The organism is Rhodoluna sp. (assembly GCF_024639375.1).
Classification (GTDB): domain Bacteria; phylum Actinomycetota; class Actinomycetes; order Actinomycetales; family Microbacteriaceae; genus Rhodoluna.
In genome coordinates this window covers 40512-59839 of the sequence record NZ_JAHEIM010000007.1, presented here as the reverse complement: position 1 = coordinate 59839, position 19328 = coordinate 40512, and the positions used below count along the sequence as shown (strand labels likewise).

At 52.6% G+C, this 19328-nt stretch carries 22 protein-coding genes and 1 pseudogene; 22 read left to right on the top strand and 1 reads right to left on the bottom strand.

All coding sequences use genetic code 11. The features are described from left to right. The first annotated feature begins 151 nt into the window (after positions 1-151). From Q0L28_RS03480 to Q0L28_RS03375, 22 genes are all read left to right on the top strand, one after another. Positions 152-1078, top strand: coding sequence for a hypothetical protein (locus Q0L28_RS03480; protein WP_296631655.1), 927 nt, complete (start codon positions 152-154; stop codon positions 1076-1078). Further along, positions 1071-1283, top strand: a complete 213-nt coding sequence (locus Q0L28_RS03475) for a hypothetical protein (protein ID WP_296631653.1) — start codon at positions 1071-1073, stop codon at positions 1281-1283. Before Q0L28_RS03480 ends, Q0L28_RS03475 begins: the two co-directional genes overlap by 8 nt. Then, positions 1273-2280: an HAD-IIA family hydrolase gene (locus tag Q0L28_RS03470; protein WP_296631650.1), complete on the top strand. Its 1008-nt coding sequence runs from the start codon at positions 1273-1275 to the stop codon at positions 2278-2280. The genes Q0L28_RS03475 and Q0L28_RS03470 overlap by 11 nt, the downstream gene beginning before the upstream one ends. Before the next feature lie 9 nt (positions 2281-2289). Beyond that, the gene (locus Q0L28_RS03465; RefSeq protein ID WP_296631648.1) at positions 2290-2436 is read left to right on the top strand and encodes a hypothetical protein; all 147 of its coding nucleotides are present in this window, start codon (positions 2290-2292) and stop codon (positions 2434-2436) included. Next, positions 2437-3246 (top strand): TlyA family RNA methyltransferase, encoded by an 810-nt coding sequence (locus tag Q0L28_RS03460; RefSeq protein ID WP_296631645.1) that lies wholly within the window; start codon positions 2437-2439, stop codon positions 3244-3246. It abuts the gene before it with no gap. Then, positions 3243-4160, top strand: coding sequence for an NAD kinase (locus Q0L28_RS03455; RefSeq protein WP_296631643.1), 918 nt, complete (start codon positions 3243-3245; stop codon positions 4158-4160). The genes Q0L28_RS03460 and Q0L28_RS03455 overlap by 4 nt, the downstream gene beginning before the upstream one ends. Positions 4161-4166: 6 nt before the next feature. Next, positions 4167-5864 carry a DNA repair protein RecN gene (gene recN, locus Q0L28_RS03450; protein WP_296631640.1) on the top strand — a complete coding sequence of 566 codons (1698 nt, stop codon included), beginning with the start codon at positions 4167-4169 and terminating at the stop codon, positions 5862-5864. A gap of 63 nt (positions 5865-5927) precedes the next feature. Then, the gene (locus Q0L28_RS03445; protein ID WP_296631637.1) at positions 5928-7610 is read left to right on the top strand and encodes a CTP synthase; all 1683 of its coding nucleotides are present in this window, start codon (positions 5928-5930) and stop codon (positions 7608-7610) included. Further along, positions 7603-8172 carry an NUDIX hydrolase gene (locus Q0L28_RS03440; protein ID WP_296631634.1) on the top strand — a complete coding sequence of 190 codons (570 nt, stop codon included), beginning with the start codon at positions 7603-7605 and terminating at the stop codon, positions 8170-8172. Before Q0L28_RS03445 ends, Q0L28_RS03440 begins: the two co-directional genes overlap by 8 nt. A 10-nt stretch (positions 8173-8182) precedes the next feature. Then, positions 8183-9097 (top strand): site-specific tyrosine recombinase XerD, encoded by a 915-nt coding sequence (xerD, locus tag Q0L28_RS03435; RefSeq protein ID WP_296631663.1) that lies wholly within the window; start codon positions 8183-8185, stop codon positions 9095-9097. Positions 9098-9165: 68 nt separating this feature from the next. Beyond that, positions 9166-10002 (top strand): ParA family protein, encoded by an 837-nt coding sequence (locus tag Q0L28_RS03430; RefSeq protein ID WP_296631631.1) that lies wholly within the window; start codon positions 9166-9168, stop codon positions 10000-10002. Further along, on the top strand, positions 9986-10813 hold the full coding sequence (locus Q0L28_RS03425) for a ScpA family protein (protein ID WP_296631627.1): 828 nt from the start codon (positions 9986-9988) through the stop codon (positions 10811-10813). The genes Q0L28_RS03430 and Q0L28_RS03425 overlap by 17 nt, the downstream gene beginning before the upstream one ends. Beyond that, entirely contained in the window at positions 10803-11408 is a 606-nt protein-coding gene (gene scpB, locus Q0L28_RS03420) for an SMC-Scp complex subunit ScpB (RefSeq protein ID WP_296631624.1), read from the top strand. Before Q0L28_RS03425 ends, scpB begins: the two co-directional genes overlap by 11 nt. Further along, positions 11395-12198 (top strand): pseudouridine synthase, encoded by an 804-nt coding sequence (locus tag Q0L28_RS03415; protein ID WP_296631621.1) that lies wholly within the window; start codon positions 11395-11397, stop codon positions 12196-12198. The genes scpB and Q0L28_RS03415 overlap by 14 nt, the downstream gene beginning before the upstream one ends. Before the next feature lie 2 nt (positions 12199-12200). Further along, the gene (gene aroH / locus Q0L28_RS03410; protein ID WP_296631618.1) at positions 12201-12563 is read left to right on the top strand and encodes a chorismate mutase; all 363 of its coding nucleotides are present in this window, start codon (positions 12201-12203) and stop codon (positions 12561-12563) included. Beyond that, positions 12560-13639, top strand: a complete 1080-nt coding sequence (locus tag Q0L28_RS03405) for a prephenate dehydrogenase (protein ID WP_296631615.1) — start codon at positions 12560-12562, stop codon at positions 13637-13639. The genes aroH and Q0L28_RS03405 overlap by 4 nt, the downstream gene beginning before the upstream one ends. Continuing rightward, positions 13636-14316 (top strand): (d)CMP kinase, encoded by a 681-nt coding sequence (gene cmk / locus Q0L28_RS03400; protein ID WP_296631613.1) that lies wholly within the window; start codon positions 13636-13638, stop codon positions 14314-14316. The genes Q0L28_RS03405 and cmk overlap by 4 nt, the downstream gene beginning before the upstream one ends. Before the next feature lie 58 nt (positions 14317-14374). Then, on the top strand, positions 14375-15823 hold the full coding sequence (gene der / locus Q0L28_RS03395) for a ribosome biogenesis GTPase Der (protein ID WP_296631659.1): 1449 nt from the start codon (positions 14375-14377) through the stop codon (positions 15821-15823). A 1-nt stretch (position 15824) separates the two neighbouring features. Continuing rightward, the gene (locus Q0L28_RS03390) at positions 15825-16418 is read left to right on the top strand and encodes a CDP-alcohol phosphatidyltransferase family protein (protein ID WP_296631610.1); all 594 of its coding nucleotides are present in this window, start codon (positions 15825-15827) and stop codon (positions 16416-16418) included. Between the two features lie 24 nt (positions 16419-16442). Then, positions 16443-16898: an FHA domain-containing protein gene (locus Q0L28_RS03385; RefSeq protein ID WP_296631607.1), complete on the top strand. Its 456-nt coding sequence runs from the start codon at positions 16443-16445 to the stop codon at positions 16896-16898. After that, positions 16898-17599: a MerR family transcriptional regulator gene (locus Q0L28_RS03380; protein ID WP_296631604.1), complete on the top strand. Its 702-nt coding sequence runs from the start codon at positions 16898-16900 to the stop codon at positions 17597-17599. The genes Q0L28_RS03385 and Q0L28_RS03380 overlap by 1 nt, the downstream gene beginning before the upstream one ends. A gap of 159 nt (positions 17600-17758) precedes the next feature. Then, complete coding sequence (locus Q0L28_RS03375; protein ID WP_296631658.1) at positions 17759-18262, top strand: MerR family transcriptional regulator; 504 nt, start codon at positions 17759-17761, stop codon at positions 18260-18262. 260 nt (positions 18263-18522) lie between these two features. Here Q0L28_RS03375 and Q0L28_RS03370 read toward each other — a convergent pair. Beyond that, positions 18523-19278 (bottom strand): annotated as a pseudogene (locus Q0L28_RS03370) (ParA family protein); the annotation flags it as partial. Positions 19279-19328: the final 50 nt, after the last annotated feature.

Genomic DNA, 19328 nt, shown 5'->3' with positions numbered 1-19328 from the left:
CAGAAGCTAAGACCTCCTGCGCCGATGGTACTGCAAGGGTGACCTTGTGGGAGAGTAGGACACCGCCGGACTTAATTTAACAAAATGGCCACCTTTCGAGGTGGCCATTTTGGTTTAACTAGCATTTTTATAATGCTTACAGGAGATAAAGATGAGTGATCGCGATTTCGGAAACCGTTCGGGTAAGCCTGAACGCGGTCGTGATTCTGCCCGCCATGATGCCGGAACCGGCCATGGTCGTGGCGGTCGTGATAAGAGACAAGACGCACCGGCTGGCCGTGCGGAGCGATCAAAGACTGATCGCCCAGACTGGCAGTCACGCGTTGCCCGCCCAATTGACTACGACAAGCCAAAAAGCCCGATGATTCCTGATGAAATTACAGCGAATGATCTTGAGCTTGGCTTGCGCGTTCAATTGAAGACCCTGACCGAAGAAAATGCCGAAAAGGTAGCCCGTCACCTGGTGATGGTGCAGCTGCTAATCGATCAGGACCCAGAACTTGCCCACAAACACGCTTTGGCAGCTGCTGAGCGTGCGGGTCGAATTGGAATTATTCGTGAAACCGTTGGCATCACTGCCTATCGCGTTGGTGAATATGCTCTTGCACTTCGAGAGTTGCTAACTCACCGTCGCATCAGCGGCTCAAACGACCAGTTGCCCATCATGGTTGACTGCGAACGTGGCCTTGGCCGCCCTGATCGCGCACTTGAGCTCGGTCGCGAAGCTGATCGCAGCAAATTATCCGCGGATGTTCGGGCCAACCTGGCAATTGCCTTGTCTGGTGCGCGCTTGGATCGTAGTGAAAACGACTTGGCCCTTGCTGAACTTGAAATTCCTGAGCTTAACCCAACCAAAGTTTTTGACTACTCACCGCCCTTGTTCCGCGCCTACGCCGATACGCTCGAAGTGCTTGGCCGAAATGCTGAGGCAAAGAAGTGGTTTGATCTGGCCGACCGTGCCGATGCGGCACTCGGCGGCTATAAAGGCCCCGAAGATGAAGTTTTCGAAGTGCTTGAAGAAATTGAAATACCAGTACCAGCCGAAAAACCAAGGAATCGTGAATTCAAAAATGACTGACCAACCTAAAGACGCTAACGAGTCAAAAGACTCAGGCAAGTCTGAGCCTGATAAGAAGCAACGCCCGTCACTAGAGGAAATTCGAAAGTCGCGCAACACCTTTGGCGGCGCTGGTTCATTCGGCGGCGGTAAAATTGGCGGCGGCAACAGCCGCGGCAAAGGTGGCGGCTTGTCACGTCCTGGCGGAAGCGCGCGTGGTCGCTAGTTCGACTGCGGCAAGTTCCGCAAAAGTTTGGGGCAAGTATGACACTGTGCTTTGCGATCTTGATGGCGTTATCTACGAGGGCGCCGATGCCATCGAAGCAGCGCCTGAGACCATCAATACCTTTATCTCTCTGGGCATCCCGGTGGGTTATGTCACAAATAATTCTTCTCGTAAACCCGAAACCATTGCTTCGCAGTTGGCCGAGTTTGGTATTCACACAGAGGCTGCAAACGTAATTGGTTCGGCGAAAACCGGTGTCGATATTTTGGCAACCATGATTGCTCCTGGCGCCAAGGTTTTGGTTGTTGGTGGCGAGGGCTTGCGTTCACGTGTAGTTGAAGCTGGCTTTGAGCTGGTTAAGTATTCGGATGACCAGCCGGCCGCTGTGATTCAGGGATTTGATCCATCGGTAGCGTGGACCGACCTGGCCGAGGCTTCATATTCAATTGCCAACGGCGCAAAGTGGGTTGCTACCAATCAAGACTGGACGATTCCTCGTGAAAAAGGAATCGCGCCAGGAAACGGTACTTTGGTTTCGGCCGTGCACACTGCCGTTGGTCAATTGCCAATCGTTGCCGGCAAACCGGAACCTGCAATTTATCAAACTGCAGTTGCCCACTTTGGAGCACAAAATGCAATTTTTATTGGTGACCGAATCGACACCGACATCCGCGGGGCAAACCGAGCTGCCATGGATTCGGTATTGGTTATGACTGGCATCAGCACACGCAAGGAGGTGCTTGGGGTTAAACCCGAGGACCGACCAACCTACATCGTGGCAACTATGGCCGAGCTTTTGAGCGATTACGACCAACCTAAGAAGACCAAGCGTGGCTTTGCTTGCAAAGACGCCGAAGTCGAAATGCTTGGCAACAAAGTAGTTGTAACTCACGGTGACCCGAAGAGCCTCGGTGCTTTGCGCGCCGCCTGTGCTGTCATTTATGCCTCGGAAGTTCCGATCTATGGCTTGGATGTTGAGCCAGCCCTTTACGAATAGGCTTAAGGCATGTCACAAGAACTAGAGACCCAAGTTACCGACGAGGTTTCCCGCATCACGGCTTTGCCGCTTGAAGCGCAGCCGCCAGCATTCGCCGCACTTCGCGACCAGCTTGAGCAGGCGCTTAATTCTGATGACAATGGCGCTGAGGCATAGTTGCGCCTCGATCTTGCATTAGTAGAGCGCGGTCTCGCACGTTCGCGAAATCACGCTGCGTCGCTTATCGACGCCGATCGAATTTTGATCAACGGAAAAGCAGCACGCAAGGCATCACAACCGGTTGAAGACGATGCTCAAATTGTTGCTCTCGAAGCTATTGACTACGTGAGTCGCGCTGGCCACAAGTTGGCAAAGGCGCTCGATAAATTTGCCGAAATCGACCTAGTTGGCAGGACCGCTTTGGACGTTGGTGCCTCAACCGGTGGATTCACCGACGTGTTGCTTCGCCGCGGTGTTGATCGCGTTTTTGCGATTGATGTTGGCCATGACCAGATGGTTCAAGAATTGGTTGACAACCCGCGGGTCATCAGCATCGAAGGTTTCAATGCTCGCGATCTAACTCTCGAGACTCTTTCGCAGCTGAGTCGAGTGCCCGAAAAAGACATCAAGATTGAGGTCGTGGTTGGCGACCTTTCATTTATCTCGTTGACCCTGGTGATGAAACAAATGCTTGAAGTTGCTCCAAACGCCGAGTTTGTGCTTTTGGTAAAACCGCAGTTCGAGGTTGGCAAACAGTCACTCAGCGCCCACGGATTGGTGACCGATCACCGACTTCGCGCTGGAGCAATCAAGCAGGTGGCAGACGAGGCTGCCGCGCTGGGCATGGGCATCCGCGGTTTGGAACGCTCTGAACTGCCGGGCACTCATGGAAACATTGAATATGTTTTGTGGATATCTGCAAACGAACCTGTAAATCAGTCAAAATGGACGGACCGGATTGAAGCGATTGCGAAGGAGTCAAAATGAGTTCAGCTCGTTTTGTATTGCTCGTTTCACACACTCGCCGCGAAGAAGCGATGGCCGCAACTCGAGTTGCGGTTGAAAAGTTGGTCGCTGCTGGCATCACTCCGGTGATGACCGAAGTTGAGTTGACTGATTTTGCCACTCACGCCGCTGGTCTAGAAGCGCAGGTTAAGCAACTCGACAAAGATTGCACACAATCGCAGCTTGAATTGGTGATGGTGCTTGGTGGCGACGGCACAATTTTGAAAGCTGCCGAAGTCGTTCGCGAATCTTCGGTTCCGCTGGTGGGCATCAATCTTGGCCACGTTGGTTTCTTGGCCGAAAGCGAAAGCGAAGACCTTGCCGAGGTGGTTTCTCGAGTAGCCGCTAAGCAATACAAAATTCGCGAACGCGTGACTTTGGATGTGACCGTTTTTGTAGATGGCAAAGAGGTTTATAAGAGTTGGGCGCTTAACGAAGCAACCGTTGAAAAGAGCGAGCGCGAGCGCATGCTCGAGGTGGTTGTTGAAGTTGAGGGCCACCCACTTTCTAGTTTTGGTTGCGATGGAATTGTCATTTCGACACCAACCGGTTCAACTGCCTATGCGTTTTCTGCCGGTGGTCCAATTGTTTGGCCAACCGTTGATGCTCTGATGTTGGTGCCATTAAGCGCACACGCTTTGTTTGCTCGACCATTAGTGATTCGCCCAGATGCTGTTTTGGCGGTAGAAGTTTTGCAGCGCAGCGCCGGTCACGGAATTCTTTGGTGCGATGGTCGACGCAGTGTTGAACTTCCGCCGGGTGCGCGTGTGGAAGTTCGCAAATCTGCTCAACCGGTGCGCATCGCGCGTATGCACGAGGGCAAGTTCACAGATCGTTTGGTGAAGAAGTTTCAATTGCCGGTTACCGGTTGGCGCGGAACCGACCACAGAAAATAATTCAACGTGATTGAAGAGATTTACATTCGCGACCTTGGCGTAATTGCTGAGGCGCGTTTGCCATTTGGTCGAGGTTTAACTGTGTTGACCGGTGAAACCGGTGCCGGTAAAACCATGGTGCTAACCGCGCTGGGTTTGTTGCTGGGGGAGCGTGCCGACTCTGCCGCTATTCGTCGCGGCCAGCCACAAGCTTTCGTTGAAGGCCGATGGATGTTGCCAGGGGATGCACCCGCCGTTGAACGAGCTGCTGAGGCAGGCGCCGAGGTTGTTGACGGTGAACTAATTTTGAACCGATCGGTCTCAAGTGAGGGACGTTCACGTGCTTCGATTGGCGGTCGCGCAGCACCAATCAACGTTCTCACCGAGATTGGTGAGCAGTTGGTTGTTGTTCATGGCCAGTCCGATCAGATTCGCCTTCGCTCGGCTGCTGCCCAACGTGAGGCGTTAGATCAGTTTGCCGGCGAAGCTTGTGCATCGGCACTGCAGAAATACCAGGCTCACTTTGGCGCTTGGAAGACCGCATCGACCCGACTTGCCCAGCTTGAAGCCGAGGCCAGCACCCGAAGCATCGAGGCCGAGGGAATTCGTGCCGCAGTAATTGAACTAGAAGAAGCTGCCCCACAGCCAGGCGAAGATGCCGCACTTGTGGAACAAGCCGAACGCCTAACCCACATTGAAGACCTAAGAGTTGCTGCGAACACGGCACACGAAGCGCTCTCGAGCGAGTCTTTTGGTGAGGCCAGCGATGCCTTGGGGTTAGTCGCAGTTGCACGCCGAGCACTTGAGCAGGCGGCCAGCCATGACAGCGAACTTGAGGCAGTTGCAGACGAATTGCGTGAAGTTGGGGCTCAACTCAACGAGGTGGCTGCCAAGATTTCTGGCTACGTAGCAGGCCTAGAAGAAGACACCACCGCGTCGCTGCAGCAAATTCAAGAGCGACGTGCACTGATTAGTCAGTTGATTCGAAAGTACGGGCCAACTCTAGACGAAGTGATTGAATTCCGTCGCACCGCTTCTGATCGCTTGCTTGACCTTGACTCATCTGGCGATCAAATTGAAAAACTTACTGGTGAGGTTGCCCGAGAGTTTGAATTGCTGCAGACCTCTGCAAGGGAGCTCTCCTCGCTTCGCCAAAAGGCGGCAGCCGAACTGGCTGAACAAGTAAATGTTGAGCTGGCAGCATTGGCTATGCCAGGCGCCACATTGGTGGTAGATGTTGCCGAGGCTTCTGACTTCAACGCCTTCGGTCACGATGCCATTTCGATTCAACTTTCTTCTTACCCAGGTGCCGAACCGCGCCCACTTGGCAAGGGCGCCAGCGGAGGAGAACTTTCTCGAATCATGTTGGCCATCGAAGTGGTGCTAGCCAAAACCGAGCAAGCGCCAACTTTTATTTTTGATGAGGTCGACGCCGGTGTGGGAGGCGCTGCAGCAATCGAAGTAGGTCGTCGATTGGCAGCTTTGGCCCAACAAGCTCAGGTAATCGTGGTGACTCACCTGGCTCAGGTTGCCGCCTATGCAAACCAGCATTTGCGAGTGCTAAAAAACACCACCGAATCTTTCACGGCTACCGACGTTGTTCAGCTATCCCTGGATGCTCGCATTGACGAACTTGCGCGCATGCTTTCTGGCTTGCCGGAATCAGAATCTGGTCGCGTTCACGCGGCAGAATTGCTCGACCGAGCCCGAGCGGAATTCGCTTAAAATTTTTGGGCCAGCATGTCGCGCGGTCTTAAAGGGCGCGAGTGAATGGTAGGCTGAAGTTCCATGGCAGAAGCTTTGGATCCCGGTAGAACACGTCACATTTTCGTCACCGGAGGTGTTGCATCATCACTCGGTAAGGGCCTAACCGCCTCGAGTCTTGGCAACCTACTGCGTGCCCGCGGCCTAAAGGTCGTGATGCAGAAACTAGACCCTTATCTAAACGTTGACCCGGGAACAATGAACCCGTTTCAGCACGGCGAAGTGTTTGTTACCGATGACGGCGCCGAGACCGACCTAGACATTGGTCACTACGAGCGTTTTCTAGACATCAACCTTGGCCAGTCTGCCAACGTAACCACCGGTCAGATTTACTCGACTGTGATTGCGCGTGAGCGCCGCGGTGAGTACCTTGGCGACACCGTTCAGGTCATCCCTCACATCACCGATGAAATCAAGCGCCGCATGCGTTTGCAGTCTCACGACGTGCCAGCTCCAGATGTGATCATCACCGAAATTGGTGGCACCGTTGGTGACATCGAGTCACAGCCTTTTCTTGAAGCAGCTCGTCAGATTCGTCACGAGGTTGGCCGCGATAACGTGTTCTATGTTCACGTTTCATTGGTGCCTTACCTAAGTGCATCTGGTGAATTGAAGACCAAGCCAACTCAGCACTCGGTGGCAACCTTGCGCTCAATCGGTATTCAGCCAGACGCAGTGGTTTGCCGCACCGACCGCCCGCTGCCGGATTCAATCAAGAACAAGATTGCTCTGATGTGCGACATCGACTCGAAGGCGGTTATCACCGCAGCCGACGCAGCGAGCATCTATGACGTGCCAACAGTTTTGAACGACCAGGGTTTCGACAGCTACATCATCGAGCGTCTTGGCTTGCAAGAAAAAGCTGGCGAAGTTGACTGGAGCCGTTGGCAGAGCGTCCTTGACGCAGTTCACCATCCGAAGCACCAGGTAAAAATTGGTTTAGTTGGCAAGTACATTGATTTGCCAGACGCCTACCTTTCGGTTACCGAAGCTCTTCGCGCCGGTGGTTTTGCAAACATCGCCAAGGTCAACATCAAGTGGATTCCTTCGGATGGCTGTGAGTCCGAAGAGGGCGCTCGCGCCGAACTTAGCGACGTTGACGCTATTTGTGTTCCTGGCGGTTTTGGTGTTCGAGGCATCGAAGGAAAACTTGGCGCCCTGAAGTTTGCTCGTGAAAACGGAATTCCAGCCTTGGGTCTTTGCCTTGGCTTGCAGTGCATGGTGATTGAGTATGCACGCAACGTGGTTGGCCTGCATGGAGCTTCATCAACCGAGTTTGACCCAGAAGCCAAGTATCCGGTGATTGCCACAATGGCTGAGCAGGTAGACATTTTGGCTGCCGGCGACATGGGCGGAACCATGCGTTTGGGTCTATACACCGCCAAGCTAAAGCCAGGTTCAATCGTGGCTGAGGTTTATGGTGCAGATTCGGCAGAAGAGCGCCACCGTCACCGCTACGAAGTTAACAACAGCTTCCGCGATCAGATTGCGACTGCTGGTTTGGTTTTCTCGGGCACATCACCAGACGACCACCTGGTTGAGTTTGTGGAATTGCCTCGTGAGGTTCACCCTTATTACGTTGCAACTCAGGCGCACCCTGAATTCAAGTCACGTCCTACCAATGCCCACCCGCTATTCCGCGGATTGGTTGCGGCGGCAATTGAGCGCCAGGCTTCGAACAAATTGTTCGAGGTTAACGGTGCCTAAAGACCAACCTGCTGCTCTTGAAGTCCTAAAGAGCGAAGTTGTCTTTGCTGGACGCATCTGGGATGTGCTGAGCGAAACTTTTAGCTACAACGGTGAACCTTTGGTTCGCGAATTTGTAAAGCACCCCGGAGCCGTTGCGGTGGTTGCTGTGAATGAGCGCCAAGAGGTGTTGCTCATTCAGCAGTATCGCCATCCCGTGCGTGAATACCTTTGGGAAATTCCAGCAGGTTTGTTGGATGTCGAAGGCGAATCTCGCGTTGAGGGCGCGAAGCGTGAGCTGCTAGAGGAGACCGGCTTCATCGCCGAAAACTGGCAAGAGCTAATTTCGTTTCACACCACTCCGGGTGGTAACAGTGAAACGATTACTACTTTTCTGGCGCAAGAACTACGCCATCAGGGCCACGACTTAGTGCTTGAAGGCGAAGAAGTTGACATGCAAGTTTTGTGGGTGCCACTAGCCGAAGCCGTGAACAGCATTCTCAAGTCTGAAATGCGCAGCCCAAGCGCTGCCGTTGGAATTATGGCTGTGGCTTTGAAACTTGGTGTGACTCCAAGTGTCTGATTTGCAGTCGATGGTCGAGCGCTACATCCGACATCTTGCAATTGAACGCGGCGTTGCCGAAAACACGCTGAAGGCTTATCGAGCCGACCTCGCGCGTTATCAAACTTTCCTCGAGCAAAAAGGCATCCAATCTGCGGATGCGATCAGCGACTTAGATATCGTGGATTTTGCCGAATCGCTAAATTTGAAATCGGGCTTGGTGGCCAGTTCGGTTGCCCGGGTATTGGCCGCGGTTCGTGGATTGCATAAGTTCTGGTTGCTAGAGGGACTAACCATCAATGACCCGGCGGCTGCAGTGAAGCCACCAAAGACTCCGCGAAATTTACCTAAAGCCATCACAATCGACCAGGTTGAACGCCTGCTAGCCGCAGCTGGCCCTGACCCAAACAATGAGCAAGATATGGCCGCCGACCCGGTGAGGGTTCGCGACCGAGCAATTTTGGAACTGCTTTATGCAACCGGCGCTCGAATCAGTGAAATCACTGCTCTTGATCTCGATGACCTAATCGATCCAACCTTGGTTCGCCTTTTTGGAAAAGGCTCGAAAGAGCGAGTTGTGCCAGTTGGCGGTTTTGCCCAGCGTGCACTTCAGGCCTACCTGGTTCGCACCAGACCCGGATTAGTCGCCAATGGCCGAGGAACGCCGGCCCTGTTTTTGAATCAAAGAGGCACCCGATTGAGTCGCCAAAGCGCTTGGCAAATTATTCACGATGCCGCCAAGGTTGCCGAGCTCGGAGTTGAAGTTAGTCCGCACACCCTGCGCCACTCATTTGCCACCCACCTGCTAGAGGGTGGGGCAGATGTGCGTGTGGTTCAAGAGCTTCTGGGTCACTCGTCGGTGGCTACCACTCAGATTTATACCCTGGTTACCGTGGATCGATTGCGTGAAATCTACGCCACAGCGCATCCGCGGGCCCGTCGATAGCGAATTTGGCAGGGGCCAGTCGGCGGTAGGCTAGAGCCCATAACCAGTGCGGAATTTCGGGAGGAATCATGGCCAAGGAAGCAAAGGCGCCGGATAACCGTTTCGCCAAGCCAAAACCACTTGCCACACATGGCCCAGCCCGCATTATTGCGATGTGCAACCAAAAAGGTGGCGTTGGCAAGACCACAACCTCAATCAACATGTCGGCCGCTTTGGCTGAATATGGCCGCAAGGTTTTGCTTATTGACTTTGACCCGCAGGGAGCACTTTCGGCCGGTCTAGGTGTCAACGCACACGATGCGTTGACAATTTATGACCTAATGCTTGATCGCAAGATCAACCCTAAAGACGCTATTCAAAAAACTTCGGTTGCGAACCTAGATGTGATTCCAGCCAACATTGAGCTTTCGGCAGCCGAAATGAAATTGGTGAACGAAATTGCTCGTGAGCAAATTCTTGCCAAGATTTTGAAGCAAGTGGTTGATGACTACGACCTGATCGTGATTGACTGCCAACCTTCACTTGGTTTGCTAACTGTGAATGCACTTACTGCTGCACACGGCGTCATCATTCCGCTGGCAACAGAGTTCTTTGCTTTGCGCGGTGTGGCAATTTTGGAAGACATCATTTCGAAGGTTAAAGAGGGGCTCAACCCGGCTCTTCAGCTCGATGGAATTTTGGCAACCATGGTGGATGCCCGCACTCTTCACTCGCGAGAAGTTCTTGGCCGTTTGCACGAAGCATTCGGTCAGAAAGTTTTCCGCAGCGTGATCAACCGAACCGTTAAATTTCCAGACGCAACCGTGGCTCAATCACCAATCACTGCGTTTGCCCCAGATTCAGAAGCTGCAGAGGCTTACCGCACCGTAGCAAGAGAATTGGTTTCTCGTGGCTGCGCCCCTTAAAGACGAGTTGTTTGACGGCACCGAGAAGGGCTCAGGCTTCGCAGTTAGCCTTGGCAATTTTGATGGCCCGTTTGACCTTTTGCTCTCACTCATCTCGAAGCACGAGATGAATATCACTGAAATCTCATTGAGCAAAGTCACCGACGAGTTCATTTCATATCTAAAAACTTTGGATGAAGCCGAAGAGCTTGACCAGGCAAGTGAATTTCTAGTAATTGCAGCAACCCTGCTAGACCTAAAGATTGCTGGCTTGCTGCCAAAGGGCGAAGTGGTCGACGCCGAAGACGTCGCTCTACTTGAAGCGCGCGACCTTTTGTTTGCTCGCTTGTTGCAATATCGAGCCTTCAAGGAAATTTCTAGCTGGTTCAGCACTGCAATCACACTCGAAGCGATGCGAGTATCGCGTGAAGTGCGCATCGAAGAGCGATTCAGAAAACAAAAGCCTGAACTGGTTTGGTCGATGTCGCTCGAGGAATTTGGCCGTCTGGCTCAAGAGACCATGACTCCTCGCGAGATTCCTTCGGTTGGCCTCACTCACTTGCACGCACCACGCATAAGCATTCGAGAACAGGCCGCAGAGGTAGTCAGCATGCTGCGCAAGGCAGTCAGCCTGAGTTTTAGAGATCTAATTGGTTCGGTAAAAGACCGTGCCGTTGTGGTTGCGCGCTTCTTGGCTGTGCTTGAGCTTTACCGCTTGTCGGCAATTAGTTTCGAGCAGGAATCACCGCTTGGTGATTTGAAACTTGCTTGGCGAGCCGAAAATTTTGACGATGAAAAACTAGCAACGCTTGGAGCTGACTATGACTCTTGATCAATCACCAGTTGAAGTTGAGCAAGAAATTGCCCACATCAACGCTGACAATCTGCGAAGCGCAATCGAGGCCATCTTGATGGTCACCGATGTGCCGCTTTCTTTGGTTGCCATTGCAACTGCACTGGATAACCCGGTGAACGAGGTGCGCGATGCGGTGCTTTCTCTAAAATCAGATTACGACGGCGAGGGCGAGCAGCCCATCCGCGGATTTGAACTTCGCGAAGTGGGCGGCGGTTGGAGAATTTATGTTCGCCAAGATTTTGACTGGGCTGTGCGCATGTTTATTGCCAACGAAAACCCAACCAAATTGAGTCAAGCCGCGCTCGAAACTTTGGCCGTGATTGCTTATAAGCAACCAATTTCACGCGGACAAATTGCTTCGATTCGTGCGGTAAACGTTGACTCAGTAGTTCGCACTCTGCTTAGCCGCGGACTTATCTCAGAGCTTTATACCGATTCAGAAACTGGTGCAATCAACTATGGAACTACCGAACTGCTGCTCGAAGTTTTGGGAATCAATTCCCTTGATGAGCTTCCATTGATTAGCCCGTTCTTGCCTGACGCTACTAGCAACTTCGATGCCGAACTCTAGCGAGGCGCCGGAGGGCGTAAGACTCCAGAAAGTTATGGCAGCAGCTGGCGTAGCATCGCGCCGCGTGTGCGAGGACTACATCACCAACGGCCGTGTCAAAGTTAACGGCAAGGTTGTCACCGAACTCGGCACGCGAATTAATCCTGAGGTCGACAAAGTCACTGTTGGTGGCACCCCGATTCAGTTGGATAACTCACGCGTGTACCTAGCGTTGAACAAGCCAGCCGGCGTGGTTAGTTCGATGGCAGACGAAAACGGTCGTCCAGACTTGAGTCAATTTGTAGTTGGCTATGACCGCGTTTTCAACGTGGGTCGCCTCGACTCTGAAACCACCGGGCTCATCATCATGACCAACGATGGCGAACTTGCGCACAAACTGGCTCACCCAAAGTTTGGTGTGCCTAAGACTTACGTTGCCCGAGTTGAGGGCATCGTGACTCCGGCCATCATCCACAAATTGCTCTCTGGTTTCGAACTTGAAGACGGAATGATCAAGGCCGACAAAGCCCACATCATTGACTTTCAACCGGGGGAGAGTTTGGTTGAAGTGCAACTGCACTCAGGCCGCAACCGCATTGTTCGAAGAATGTTTGAATTCGTGGGGCACCCAGTGGTCGGTTTGGTTCGCCGCTCATTTGGCCCAATTCAACTCGGCCCGCTCAAAGAGGGTCGCATTCGCGAACTAAGTAAAATAGAGGTCGGTGCGCTGCTAAAGGCCGCCGAAGGAAAGGTTGAGCGAGCCCCGCGTCCACGTGACAAGCAGGCGGCAGCCAACCAGAAGAGGCGGTAACCATGGCTATTCGCGCAATTCGTGGAGCCATTCAACTTGATGTTGACGAGCGTGAGCACCTTTTGAAGTCAACCGCAGAACTGTTGACCAAAACGTTGCACGCCAACGACATTGAAAATGGTCAACTGATTTCAATTCTTTTTACCGCCACTCCGGATATCACCAGTGAGTTCCCAGCAATTGCCGCGCGTGAGCTTGGCCTGGGCGATGTTCCGCTGATGTGTTTCGTCGAAATGAATGTAAAGCACGCGCTGCCGCGAACTATTCGAATCATGATCAATGCTGACCTTGAAAAGAGTCGTGCTGAAATCAAGCACGTTTACCTTCGCGGAGCGACTGCACTTAGGTTGGACATCGCGCAGTGACAACCAACCTAGGCACAGTAAGGATCGTGGGGGCGGGCCTATTGGGCACCAGCCTGGGTCTTGCTCTGTCTAAATTGGGTGTCGATGTTGTGCTGACTTCGCACTCGCAGAAGAGCATTGACCTGGCTATTGAATATGGTGCCGGTCGCGCGGCAGCAGAAAGCGACAACCCGAATCTGGTTGTGGTTTGCGTTCCGCCGGCAAAGACCGCACAAATTGTTGCTGCAGAATTAGTGGCCTTTCCAAGCGCCGTGGTGACCGATGTGGCAAGTGTAAAAAACAGTGTGCTAGAAGATCTTGCAGAACTCGGCGCCGACCTTTCTCGTTATGTTGGTTCGCACCCAATGGCTGGCCGCGAACGCGGCGGAGCTATTGCAGGCCGTGCCGATCTTTTTGTGGGTCGCCCTTGGGTGATTTGCTCAACATCGAAAACAACACCCGAGGCAACAAAACTTGTCGAATCGCTGGCTCAGGCAGTAGGTGCCGCAACCGTAGCGGTTGAGGCGAGCGAACACGACCGAGCAGTTGCGTTGGTGTCGCATGTCCCGCAATTGGTTTCAAGCCTTTTGGCTGCTCGCTTGGTTGCTGCCCGACCTTCGGATATCGCTCTCGCCGGCCAAGGCCTTCGCGACACCACCAGAATTGCCGCCAGCGACCCAAACCTTTGGTTGCAAATTCTTGAAGCCAACTCATCCGAGGTGTTGGCTGTACTCAAGGCTTTTGAAGTCGATTTACATTCTTTGGTTGCGGCAATCGAATCTGGTTCGGCCCAAACGGCATCGGCTCAAATTGTGAAGGTGCTTGAAACTGGCAACCTCGGCGTCGAGCGCATCCCGGGCAAACACGGCACCAAGCACACCGAGTACTCGCAAATTGTTGTGATGATCGATGACAAGCCGGGTGAATTGGCTCGTTTGCTCACCGAGGTTGGGCAAATTGGCGTGAACCTTGAAGAGCTCAAGCTCGAGCACTCGCCAAGCGCGCAGATTGGCCTTGTTGAACTTTATGTTGTGCCAGAGGCCGAGCAAAAGTTGATTGATGACCTGGTTGCCCGAGGATGGCGAATCGCTGGATGATCCCATTCATCGTTGCCATTGATGGCCCGGCAGGTTCAGGCAAATCAAGTGTTAGCAAAGAAGTGGCCCGCAGGTTGGGGTTCGGCTATTTAGACACTGGCGCTGCCTATCGTGCGCTGGCTTGGGCAAGCATGAATGACCCAAAATTATCCGCGGATAACCTTGCCGACCCAGGTTTTGCCCAGAATTTCGATTATTCAATTTCAACTAACCCTGCCGACTACTGGGTTTCGGTGGGTGAAACCGACGTCACTGACGCAATTCGTGAGGGCAAAATCGCCGAATCGGTGAGCAAAGTGGCCAGCATTCCGGCTGTGCGTGCATTTATGAAGGCTAAAACTCGTCAAATTGTCGACGAAGCCCCATTTGAAGCGGTGGTGGTTGAAGGCCGTGACATCACAACCGTTGTAGCCCCGGATGCAAAAATTCGCATACTGCTAACTGCGCGCGAAGCCGTTAGACTTGAACGACGGTCCGCCGAACTCCTTGGAGCTAATTCTGCAACCGTCGCGCGTCAAGTATTAGAACGTGACGCCAGCGACTCAAAAGTCGTTGACTTTATGACACCAGCTCCTGGTGTCCAACTCGTGGATTCTTCTGATCTCAACTTCGAACAAACGGTTCAGACCGTTATTGGTTTGATTGAGCAGGGGAGTTCTAAGGACTCAAATGATTAATGAAGAAGACTTCAACGAAGAGCCGGTGGATCCGGAATTCGTAGAACGTTTGCGCTCGATGAGCACTGACGAAGAAGACAACCGTGCTCGCGTTTTGCGTTCGGGCCTAGAAGACTATGACCTAGACCCAGAAGACTTCGATGTCATCGATGGCGCCGAAGAATTCCACGATGGCCCAGTATTCCTTCCAGCGCTTCCGGTATTGGCAATTGTTGGTCGACCAAACGTTGGCAAATCGGCATTGGTTAACCGAATTCTTGGTCGCCGCGAAGCTGTGGTTGAAGATAAGCCTGGAGTCACTCGCGACCGTGTTTCTTATAAAGCCGAGTGGAACGAACGTAAATTCACTTTGGTTGATACTGGCGGTTGGGAACCGGATGCACGAGGCATTGACAAGTCAGTGGCGCTTCAAGCTGAGATTGCGGTTGAACTTGCTGATGCTGTTTTGTTTGTGGTTGACGCAATGGTTGGGGCTACCAGCACCGACGAGCGCGTAGTAAAGATGCTTCGCGGTTCTGGCAAGCCAGTTATTTTGGTGGCCAACAAAATTGATGACGTTCGTCAAGAGCCAGAAGCGGCAAATCTTTGGTCGCTTGGTTTAGGCGAGCCATACCCGGTTTCTGCAGTTCACGGTCGTGGTGTCGCAGACCTGCTTGATGCAGCAATGAAGGTATTGCCAAAAATTTCAGCAGTAGCCAAAGAAGAAATCGGCGGCCCACGTCGAGTAGCTCTTATTGGTCGACCAAACGTTGGCAAGTCATCGCTTCTAAACAAAGCGGTTGGCAGCGAACGTGCAGTTGTAAATGACCTTGCCGGCACAACTCGTGACCCAATCGATGAGCAAGTTGAGTTGGGCGGCAAAGCTTGGCGATTTGTTGACACCGCTGGTATTCGCCGTCGACTTCACTTGGCCCAGGGCGCAGATTTCTACGCATCGCTTCGCACTGCTGCTGCGCTAGAACGCGCCGAAGTTGCAGTTGTGCTTTTTGATGTGACGCAACCAATCAGTGAAGCGGATATTCGCATCGTTGACATGGCGCTCGAGTCAGGACGTGCACTCGTGCTTGCTTTCAACAAGTGGGACGAACTTGACGACGAACGTCGCCGTTACCTTGAGCGAGAAATCGAACAAGACTTGGCGCACGTTGATTGGGCTCCTCGCGTTAACATTTCTGCAAAGACTGGTCGACACCTCGAGAAGCTTGTTCCGGCCCTTGAAATTGCACTCGACTCTTGGGATCAGCGCATTCCAACTGGCAAGCTAAACGCTTTTATTCAAGAGCTGACTATGGAAACCCCGCACCCAGTTCGCGGCGGCAAGCAGCCTCGGATTTTGTTTGCGACCCAAGCTGGCAGCCGCCCGCCAAAGTTTGTTTTGTTTACCACTGGCTTCCTTGACCCGGGTTACCGCCGCTTTATTCAGCGTCGCCTGCGTGAAACCTATGGATTCGAAGGCACACCAATCGAAGTTGGCATGCGAGTTCGCGAGAAACGTAAGCGCAGCTAACATGGCGGATCAACCGGTACTGAGCTTGAAAGAGCAGTTCTTAACGCTGCCAAATATTTTGAGCATGATTCGCTTAGCTCTAGTGCCAGTGTTTTTGATTTTACTTTTGGTGCACCAAGACTTGCTGGCAATTTTGGTTTTGGCTTTTGCGAGCATCACTGATTACTTAGATGGGTTTTTTGCACGACGCTTAAATCAGTTCACGCGCCTTGGGCAATTGCTCGACCCAGCAGCAGATCGCCTTTACATTTTTGCCACTTTGATTGGCCTCACCTTGGCCGGGCACATTCCACTTTGGCTTGCGCTCATCATCATTTCGCGCGATTTGATTTTGATGGTTAGCTACCCAATCTTGGCAACTCATGGATACGGGCCGCTGCCAGTTCACTTCTTGGGTAAGACCGGAACCTTTGCGTTGTTATACGCGTTCCCGCTTTTGTTGATGGCAAAAATTTGGACCGGCGCTGAATTTATTATTTTGCCGTTGGCTTGGGCGTTTGCACTTTGGGGCACCGGACTCTATTGGTTGTCGGGTTTTATTTACCTACGCCAAGTGCGCGACGTCGTGAAAAATGACCCAATTAAATCCCGCTAGGCTAGTGCCAAAGGAGTCATGGGGATGATGAATAACGCAGAGTTAGGTTTCGGGGGATCAGCCGATGAGGTTGAATCGACGCTGCGCTTTAACCAAGATTTGCTGGCTGAATCTGGCCCGCATTTAGACAATGACGAGCAAGCGGCAATCGACGCGTTGCCATCGGGTTCAGCTCTGCTAATTGTTCAACGCGGACCAAACCAAGGTTCTCGTTTTTTGCTTGACCAAGACGTGACCACAGTTGGTCGTCACCCAAATGCAGATATTTTTCTCGACGACGTAACTGTTTCTCGTCGCCACGCAGAGTTTTTGCGTGCCGGCAAAAGTTTTGAAGTAAAAGATTTGGCTTCACTCAACGGCACCTACTTCAACGGGTCTCGCATCGACGGTGCAACCCTTGAAAATGGTTCTGAAGTTCAGGTAGGAAAGTTTCGAATGACTTTCTATGCCTCAAAACATGATTTGGCTAAGGGCGAGTAATGGCACAAGCAGCACCAGCCAAACTGTTCGCAGCGAGGCAAGTAAAACTATTTACCATCGGGCAGGTTCTCGATGTGCTGAGTCAAAAATTTCCTGACCTGAGTCCATCAAAACTTCGCTTTCTTGAAGAGCAGGGTTTAGTCACACCGCAGCGCACCGCATCGGGCTATCGCAAATTTACCGAGCTAGACATCGAGCGAATTCAAATTATTTTGGAATTGCAGCGCGATCAGTATTTGCCACTAAAAGTCATCCGTAGTTATTTGGCTGACCTAGATGAAGGCAAGCAGCCGAGCCTGCCAGGCGGAACTGTTAATACTCAGCACCTGCGCCAGGCTCGAGGCAAAAAGCTGACTCGAATTGAATTGATTGCTGAGACCGCAATTACCGATCAGCTAATTGCTGAGGCTCAGGATGTGTCGCTGCTAACCGAAGAGCCTTTCGATGCTTCGGCCCTAGAGATTGCTCGAGCTATTGTGCACCTTCAGCGATTTGGCATTCAGCCTCGTCACCTGCGTGGAATCAAGGCTTCGGCCGAGCGTGAAATTGGCATTATTGAGGGCGTAGTGGCGCCGGTGCTTGGCAAAAATGACACTGCAAGTCGTTCACGTGCTGCCCATTACGCGGCAGAAATCGAGAATCAATTCTCTGCAATTCGCACTGAATTAATTCGCTCGGTTATTTCTAAAATCGACGGCTAAATTTGGCGCCAACACTGGCGACACGCCGTTAGGCAAAATTAACTGGGCATAGTGCCAACTCGGGGCAACAATTAAACCTGAGGTTGAACGTTACAAGACTGGAGAGGAGTCGCAGTGGACGAGCTAATTACTGGCAATCCAGTGGACTACTCACAGAACATGTTGTTCACCGACGGGCTGCCTTCGAGCGACCCAAAAGTTGGCTATCGAGGCACTTCTGCAGCTGCAGCCTGTGGCATTAGCTACCGCCAGCTTGATTACTGGGACCGCACCGGCTTGGTTCAGCCAAGTGTTCGTGGTGCAGCAGGTTCAGGTTCTCAGCGACTTTACGCATTTCGCGACATTTTGGTTCTAAAACTGGTCAAGCGTTTGCTTGACACCGGAGTTTCACTTCAGCAAATTCGCATCGCCGTTGAGCAGTTGCGTGCCGCTGGAATCAACGACCTTGCAGCGATCACTTTGATGTCAGATGGCGCTCGCGTTTACCTGTGCACGACTCAGGATGAAGTCATGGACTTGCTGGGTCGCGGTCAGGGTGTCTTTGGCATCGCAGTTGGCCGTGTGCTTCGAGAAGTTGAAGCCAGCCTGGTGAACATGAAAGAAAACCACATTGATGACTTGGATGAGCTTGCAGCTCGCCGTCACAACAAAAAAGCTGTTTAGGCTTCGTTAGTTTTTTCTTCTGCCTCAATTGGCTCAGATTCGGTCGCTGATTCAGCAATCTCCGTTGGCTGAGAGTCTTCGCTAACATCCAAAGCTTCAAAAATATCGGCCGGCTCTTCAAGTTTTTGCTCAAGCGCTTCGATTTCAAGCACTGTGTCTAGGTTCTGACCGCGCATGATGCGGCTCAGGCGAGCAAATCGTTTTTCACTCTTAGCGGCTCGCTTGCCCACGTGCTCAACAAAAGAAGCTAAGGCTGCTGCCAAAATTTCATCGAAAATGCCGGCAATCTCGGCGGCGCTGTCGCCGGGCCAGGTGTGAATTGGGCGGGCGGCACCTTGCGCCTGCTGCATGGTTGCGCGTTCTTCGAGGCGAACGTGCAGAACCTGCTCGCCAAACATCTCGTGCAATTCATTGGCGCGGAATTCGTGCTCTTTAGATTGGGGACGGTAGCGGTTGATCACTACTCCAAGGGCCTGAAGTCTTGGAGTGAGGGCACGGCGCAGTTCTTCGATGGCGCGCATGGCTCGCTCGGCAGCAACCACCGAGAAGATGGCCGGTTCTGAAACGATTAGCACGCGGTCGCTGGCAACCCAAGCGGTGCGGGTGAGGCCATTTATCGATGGCGGGGTGTCAATAATGACTAGGTCATAGTCTTTTTCGACGCGGCTTAGGGCCTCTTCTAGCTTCCAAACATCGCGAAGGGTTGGGTTTGGGGTGTCAAAATTGAGCGCCTTTGGGCTGCCCAACATTACATCTATGTGTCCAGACTGAACTTTGCCCCAACTGCTGGCTACGATTGCTCTATGCACAATGTTGTGCCGGGGATTTAGAAGAACATCGGCAACGGTTTCTTTGAATTCTCCGATGGCGCCGAGACCGGTTGAAGCATCACACTGCGGATCCAGGTCGACGACTAGGGTTCTGAGCCCACGCGCAAAGGCAGCAGAAGCAAGACCAAGGGCTACCGTGGTTTTGCCTACGCCTCCCTTTAGGGAGCTGACGCTCAGAACATGCACAGAAATAGGCTACCTTTTTATTCAGTGCGCCATGAAACCATGTTCGCTAA

Coding starts and splice junctions, on each gene's coding strand:
- Q0L28_RS03390 (WP_296631610.1), top strand. CDS start 15,825: ATGGCGGATCAACCGGTACTGAGCTTGAAAGAGCAGTTCTTAACGCTG.
- scpB (WP_296631624.1), top strand. CDS start 10,803: ATGACTCTTGATCAATCACCAGTTGAAGTTGAGCAAGAAATTGCCCAC.
- Q0L28_RS03380 (WP_296631604.1), top strand. CDS start 16,898: ATGGCACAAGCAGCACCAGCCAAACTGTTCGCAGCGAGGCAAGTAAAA.
- Q0L28_RS03475 (WP_296631653.1), top strand. CDS start 1,071: ATGACTGACCAACCTAAAGACGCTAACGAGTCAAAAGACTCAGGCAAG.
- Q0L28_RS03430 (WP_296631631.1), top strand. CDS start 9,166: ATGGCCAAGGAAGCAAAGGCGCCGGATAACCGTTTCGCCAAGCCAAAA.
- Q0L28_RS03480 (WP_296631655.1), top strand. CDS start 152: ATGAGTGATCGCGATTTCGGAAACCGTTCGGGTAAGCCTGAACGCGGT.
- aroH (WP_296631618.1), top strand. CDS start 12,201: ATGGCTATTCGCGCAATTCGTGGAGCCATTCAACTTGATGTTGACGAG.
- Q0L28_RS03455 (WP_296631643.1), top strand. CDS start 3,243: ATGAGTTCAGCTCGTTTTGTATTGCTCGTTTCACACACTCGCCGCGAA.
- cmk (WP_296631613.1), top strand. CDS start 13,636: ATGATCCCATTCATCGTTGCCATTGATGGCCCGGCAGGTTCAGGCAAA.
- Q0L28_RS03375 (WP_296631658.1), top strand. CDS start 17,759: ATGTTGTTCACCGACGGGCTGCCTTCGAGCGACCCAAAAGTTGGCTAT.
- der (WP_296631659.1), top strand. CDS start 14,375: ATGAGCACTGACGAAGAAGACAACCGTGCTCGCGTTTTGCGTTCGGGC.
- Q0L28_RS03465 (WP_296631648.1), top strand. CDS start 2,290: ATGTCACAAGAACTAGAGACCCAAGTTACCGACGAGGTTTCCCGCATC.
- xerD (WP_296631663.1), top strand. CDS start 8,183: ATGGTCGAGCGCTACATCCGACATCTTGCAATTGAACGCGGCGTTGCC.
- Q0L28_RS03385 (WP_296631607.1), top strand. CDS start 16,443: ATGATGAATAACGCAGAGTTAGGTTTCGGGGGATCAGCCGATGAGGTT.
- Q0L28_RS03445 (WP_296631637.1), top strand. CDS start 5,928: ATGGCAGAAGCTTTGGATCCCGGTAGAACACGTCACATTTTCGTCACC.
- Q0L28_RS03415 (WP_296631621.1), top strand. CDS start 11,395: ATGCCGAACTCTAGCGAGGCGCCGGAGGGCGTAAGACTCCAGAAAGTT.